This window comes from Marinococcus salis, assembly GCF_054971365.1.
In genome coordinates, this window is the sequence record NZ_JBQOJB010000037.1 from 1 (window position 1) to 5,424 (window position 5,424).

The window sequence follows — 5,424 nt, forward strand, 5'->3', positions numbered from 1 at the left end:
TTCATAATATGGCAGCTGGCGTAAAAAAAGGGGAGAGAAACTTCTGTACAGGGCGTATTGTGCAGACGTTAAGGCGGCTTGATTACGGGCGGCAAGAGGTTAATGACATCGTGCTGAAATGGAACAACTTCTGCACTCCGAAAAAAGAGATCAAAGAAGTTAAGAAGGACATTCGTAAGTTCTGGTTCGACTTTTCCGATGAGGAACGTATTAGATTCGACGGCAAGAACTTCTCTGACCCACGTTTACAGGAACTGAATGAGCGATTCATTGACGATGACACGGTTTTCTTCGAGTTAGAAGAAAAAGGTGCTCACCATTATGACAATGAGTTATTTCATCCTGAGAAGTTCCATAAGGTAAGCGGCTTAACGTTTGCTGTGCTGTCTGAGATCAAACTGGCAGAGGACAGAGGCATCAGAAGAGAGCATATTGCTGACAACCTCAGAAGAGACAAGACGGACAAGAAGCTGCGGGATTCATTGAAGGTGCTACAGGACATGGGATATATCGAAGTGAAAAAGAAGAACCGAGTGAATATGTATCACCTGCGGGAGAAACCGAATTTCCGCCGAGGATTTTCAGCTGTACCGAAGTTCCTTCACCGCTTGTTCATTGCAAGAGACATTAAAGAGCACGAATATAAACTACTTCTCCTGCTGGAACATTATGCTTTCGATCAGAAGAAGGAAGTATACGTCGGGAACCAGACGCTTGCTACCAGGTTGAAGCAGACGGACCGCAATGTCAGAAATAACATTAAGCGGTTGGAGCACAAGCAGTATATCAAAACGGAGATAAAGAAAGGCAGACGTTACATTCGCTTGAACTACCGTTAAGACCATGCCCGCCGTGAGAGCAGAAGAACCCTGATACTTCAGGAGGTACAGCCGTTAAGTTAGGTTAATATTTCCCCCTCCGTGTAGAGCATTTTACCCTGATTTATCAGGCGTTACAGCTCCCAAGTTAGGTTAATATTTCCCCATAAGAACTAATGTTTATATATAGGGGATTAGCGAATGTAGGGCAGCAGCCAGCGAGCGGTCATAAAAAATGTGTAGCAAAGTTTTAAATTATAGGTAAGGAGGTCATCAGCATGGCGATGTCAGAAGAAGCACGAAAAGCACGTAACGAGTATGCGAAGAAATGGCGGGAACAGAACAAAGAGAAGGTCCGTCAGCACAAGGAGCGTTACTGGGAACGTCAGGCGGAGAGAATGAAACAGAACCAGTCAGGTTAAGTAAGGTTTCGTAAGGATTATTCCATGAAGGAGGTGAAAAACTATGGCGATGCAGGAACATGAGGTAATAAAAAAAGAGCTGCCACCTCTACATGACAGAGTATTTGGCGTACTCCGTCGAGGTGAACAGCAAGCTAAAACAACTAACGAAATTATACAAGAGTTGCAGCTGAAAGAGAAGGATAGACGTTCTGTGAGTGCGGCTTTGTCTGATCTATCGTCGAAGTATGGAAAGCTCGTCGGTTCTGTGGCGGGTGGTCCAGCGTCTCCGATAGCAAGCCGAGGACATTTCCTGATTGAAACACAGCAGGAGTTTGACCGGGCGCTGCATACATTGGAAAGTCGGCGTGTCCATCTGGAAAAACGCATCAGCGGATTATCTGAATCTTGGAGGAAAAAGGAAGGTGAAGGTTGATACTTTATAATTCACAAAAAAGGGTTTCTGAAATTTATACAGAAACTGGTAGAGCATCATAATTTAGGGAGGTATTCTATATGGCAGAAGTAACACCGACAGCGATACTTTACATGGATAATGGCGACGAGATTGAAACAGAAATGGAATTGCGACAGGCGCAGGCTATGGTTCAACAGTCAAACAAGCGCTTTATAGCAGTAGGCAGCTTGCTAGTGAATTTAGAGAAGGTGCGATATGTCGGCGCGAGGCAAAAGTAAATAAGCAAACCAAGCATCGACCTCCGGGTGGGTGCTTTTTTGTATCACTGTTGAATATCCAGAGTTTCCGGAGCCCCTAAAGGAATTAAACCCGACAAATTAGACACCCAAAAAAGGAGTTTCCGTACGCAGTAAAAAAAGGGTTTTGCAACGCAGTGGCGTTTAATTTTCCAACTCGATAAAAAAGAGCCAGGTGTCAATCACGAAGTGCAAGTTTCAGCTTGGCTGGAAGGTTACACGGCAGGGGGGGTTATTATTTACACCCTGTACGACTCCTGCTGGCTGTGATAATGATGTGGCTTGAAACCAACTCGTCACGACAGCCGTTCCCACTTTTGGGAGAAAGTATGACAAAATACTATATGCAACCCCGATGCTAATACAAAACAACATAAATCGTTCCCGTGTTCACACTACAACCCTGTAACGTGCCTTCTACAAAACTAACTTAAAGAATAAAAAGGATGCACCTTCGTTGTAGAAAGATGCATCCTAAAAGGCAAGGTTCAGGTAAGGCAGAATGACATAAGAAACAGCCGATTCCCTTGTGGCAGTGTGTACGCAGGAGAACCTATAACCGGGGAATGACTGACACGATGCAACGCAGATGCATCTTTTACAAAACGGAACAGGACAACTTAAAAGGTTGCACTGTAATAGCTTCTGTGCGGCTCATATAGAGATATTTTACCGACAAATACCTACAGTTCATGAATGCAGGTAAACGTGGCACAGCAAGCCTCTGATTAGATTGAATTTCACTTGTGAACGTTCATCACTTCCGCTTGAAGAATCGGCGAAATAATCCGGGGGCAGGCTCTTCTTTTTTTGCTGGAGCAGGTTCCTCTAATTCCGTCTCTGCCTCTGCGGGTTCGTCGTCGTTTGATCGTTTCTCTTCTGCCGGAGCTTCCAGCCTGGCGGATAGTTCCTCAATCTTATGTAGAAGCAGCTCTTCCCGCTGCCGGGATTCTTCCTGAAAGGCAGTCAGTCGTTCCTCTAAGCGTTCATTTCGTTCCAACAGGTATGTATAGCTGTCGTACATCTGACGGAGCAATGGTGGTGGCTCATGGCTCTCCTCCGGCACAGTAATGTCCTTCACCATCTGCCCCAGGTAACGGCGTATTTCGTCGTTCGTTTCATGCGCTTCCTTCATGCGGGCAATCGTCTCAAATATGTTTACGGCCTCCCGCTTGTAGCGGCGGTTCCTTCCTTCTCCCACTACAGGCAGGTATTCCTCAAACAAATCTCTCCAGGAATCGACGGTGGTCCGTGGCTTGTCGAGTATCTTAGCGATTTCCTTCAGCGTGTAGACCCGCTTTTCATATTCCTCCATGTTCCTTCCCTCCCAACAGCTTCCGTGTACGTTCATACTTCGTTATAGTTCAGCGTCGTCATGACGTTGTAGTGCTGGATGCTCGTCACGCATTCGTCGTCATGGCTTACTAGTCACGTGCACAAATCCATCTTCCCATGAGTAAGAATAAAAATAAAGATAATCATAACTTAACATTATTGACACCGATAAGGCGGTGCTGTATTATCAGTATTAATGAATGTGTCATAACTTATGTTCATAAGTAGGAGGGTGCATAGCATGAAATACGGATACGCTCGAGTATCAACCAAAGCCCAGGACCTAGCCGGGCAAATTGCTACTTTGGAGAAAGAAAACTGCGACAAGATCATCGAAGAGAAATTTACAGGCACAAGCCGGGAACGTCCACGTTTTATGAATCTACTGGACAACTTACATGAGGGCGACATGCTAGTCGTGACGAAACTGGACCGTCTGGCTCGTAACACACGGGAAGGCATTGAGATCGTGGAGGATTTGTTTCAGCGTGGCGTGAAGGTCCACGTGCTGAACGTAGGTCTGCTGGAAAATACGACAATGGGAAACTTCTTCCTGCAAACGATGCTGGCCGTAGCAGAAATGGAGCGTAATTTAATCGTCGAACGGACGCAGGAGGGGAAGATGCTGGCGAAACAGCGTGACGATTACCGGGAAGGACGGCCGAATAAGTACAAGAAGGCGCAGATCAATCATGCATTGAAGTTGCTTGAAGACCATTCCTACAACGAGGTAGAAGAGATTACAGGCATATCGAAGAGTACGCTGATTCGTGCTAAACGTAAAAAGACCGCTGAGAATTCAACAGCCTAACTGCTATATTAAACAGTGAACGACATCAAAGGTTCGTTTGTGAGAATGGATTTTATATGTAGTAGAATGAATATGGGAATAATAATGCATGAATTTATGAAAAATACAGAAGCAAACACATCCGACAGTACAGACACAAACAGACGGTATCTTTTTCCCCGGACATAACCGACAGAAATGTTTCCCACAGAAACCTCAAAAGCCGCATCACAAAAGGGAAAATGCCTGTTTTACCTCTTGAATCGAACAAGTATTCTGTAGTATAATAGGGAGTAAGATGAACGAGGAATAAAAATGAAAATTTAACAGGTTTTTCTTCCTCAGAAATGCAAAAGAGCCATTGCTTTTATAACGTCTCAGAAGTTGTTGGCGCAACTTCAAAAGACTAAGCAATAGCTCAGCAAGGATTGCAAAATACGCAGGAAACGTATCTTTTTGTTACTTAAAGTTTACACCACAACGTTGAACGTATTCAATAGGTTTTCTCTCCTGATAGCAGATATTTTTCTGCATTAGTAGCTTCCTGAATGCTGATATGCAAGGGTTGGTGTATCTATAAGTAACATACTAAAGGTCTTTCCTCTATTCTTGCTGGGCTAAACAAGAATCGAAGGGAGGACCTTTTTTCATGCAGACAGCAACGGCAACAAACACAGCGGAGCAGTTTCTTAAAGCCTTGTTTACGGAAGGTACAACAACGATCGAGTTCCGCTATATTAATGACGCAGAAGGTTCAAAGCAGGTCTTTCATAAGTTCCAGGAGATCGATTGGCTGGAGTTCCCGGAGGACCGAAATATTTACGTCGGCATCTTCGAGCGTGGCAACAGGAAAAGCGGCTCGAAAGAGAACTGCCAGCGTACCCGTGCATTATGGGCGGACTTTGATAACACAGATTGGCTAGAGGTCGAGTTCCGCATGAATCATGCAAAGCTCCCGCAGCCGTCGATGATCGTGGACAGTGGACACGGGGTCCATGCGTACTGGCTGCTCCATGAACCAGCAGGGCAGGAAGTGGAGCCTGTGCTGAAGGCCATAGCGAACAAAGCAGGGGCAGATACTCAAGCCGCAGAAGCAGCTCGTATCATGAGGGTTCCTGGTACATGGAATGTGAAGGACGCACCAGTCAGGTGCGGATTGATTCAACCAGACAACGGACAGAGATTTTCCTTGAACTATTTTGAAGAGCTGCTCGATGTGAAGGCAGAGAAGCCCACAGAACGCCCGCAGGGAGCCGTAAAGGAACTTACAGAGGTGAAACACAACGGTCTTCATAATATGGCAGCTGGCGTAAAAAAAGGGGAGAGAAACTTCTGTACAGGGCGTATTGTGCAGACGTTAAGGCGG

6 protein-coding genes and 1 pseudogene are annotated in these 5,424 nt (G+C 45.5%); 6 read left to right on the forward strand and 1 reads right to left on the reverse strand.

The genetic code is table 11. The features are described from left to right. From ACTTK6_RS15635 to ACTTK6_RS15650, 4 genes are all read left to right on the forward strand, one after another. Positions 1–839 (forward strand): hypothetical protein (locus tag ACTTK6_RS15635; protein ID WP_462833927.1); only part of this gene is annotated, 839 nt, incomplete at its 5' end. A gap of 257 nt (positions 840–1,096) precedes the next feature. Further along, the gene (locus ACTTK6_RS15640) at positions 1,097–1,240 is read left to right on the forward strand and encodes a hypothetical protein (RefSeq protein WP_462833928.1); all 144 of its coding nucleotides are present in this window, start codon (positions 1,097–1,099) and stop codon (positions 1,238–1,240) included. Between the two features lie 43 nt (positions 1,241–1,283). Next, entirely contained in the window at positions 1,284–1,655 is a 372-nt protein-coding gene (locus ACTTK6_RS15645; RefSeq protein WP_462833929.1) for a hypothetical protein, read from the forward strand. Between the two features lie 80 nt (positions 1,656–1,735). Beyond that, on the forward strand, positions 1,736–1,915 hold the full coding sequence (locus ACTTK6_RS15650) for a hypothetical protein (RefSeq protein ID WP_462833930.1): 180 nt from the start codon (positions 1,736–1,738) through the stop codon (positions 1,913–1,915). Positions 1,916–2,690: 775 nt separating this feature from the next. Here the strand turns inward: ACTTK6_RS15650 and ACTTK6_RS15655 are convergent. Next, on the reverse strand, positions 2,691–3,248 hold the full coding sequence (locus ACTTK6_RS15655; RefSeq protein WP_462833931.1) for a MerR family transcriptional regulator: 558 nt from the start codon (positions 3,246–3,248) through the stop codon (positions 2,691–2,693). Positions 3,249–3,509: 261 nt separating this feature from the next. Between ACTTK6_RS15655 and ACTTK6_RS15660 the strand changes: the two genes are divergently transcribed. Both ACTTK6_RS15660 and ACTTK6_RS15665 read left to right on the forward strand, forming a co-directional pair. After that, positions 3,510–4,079, forward strand: a complete 570-nt coding sequence (locus tag ACTTK6_RS15660; protein ID WP_462833932.1) for a recombinase family protein — start codon at positions 3,510–3,512, stop codon at positions 4,077–4,079. Positions 4,080–4,707: 628 nt separating this feature from the next. After that, positions 4,708–5,424 (forward strand): annotated as a pseudogene (locus tag ACTTK6_RS15665) (hypothetical protein); the annotation flags it as partial.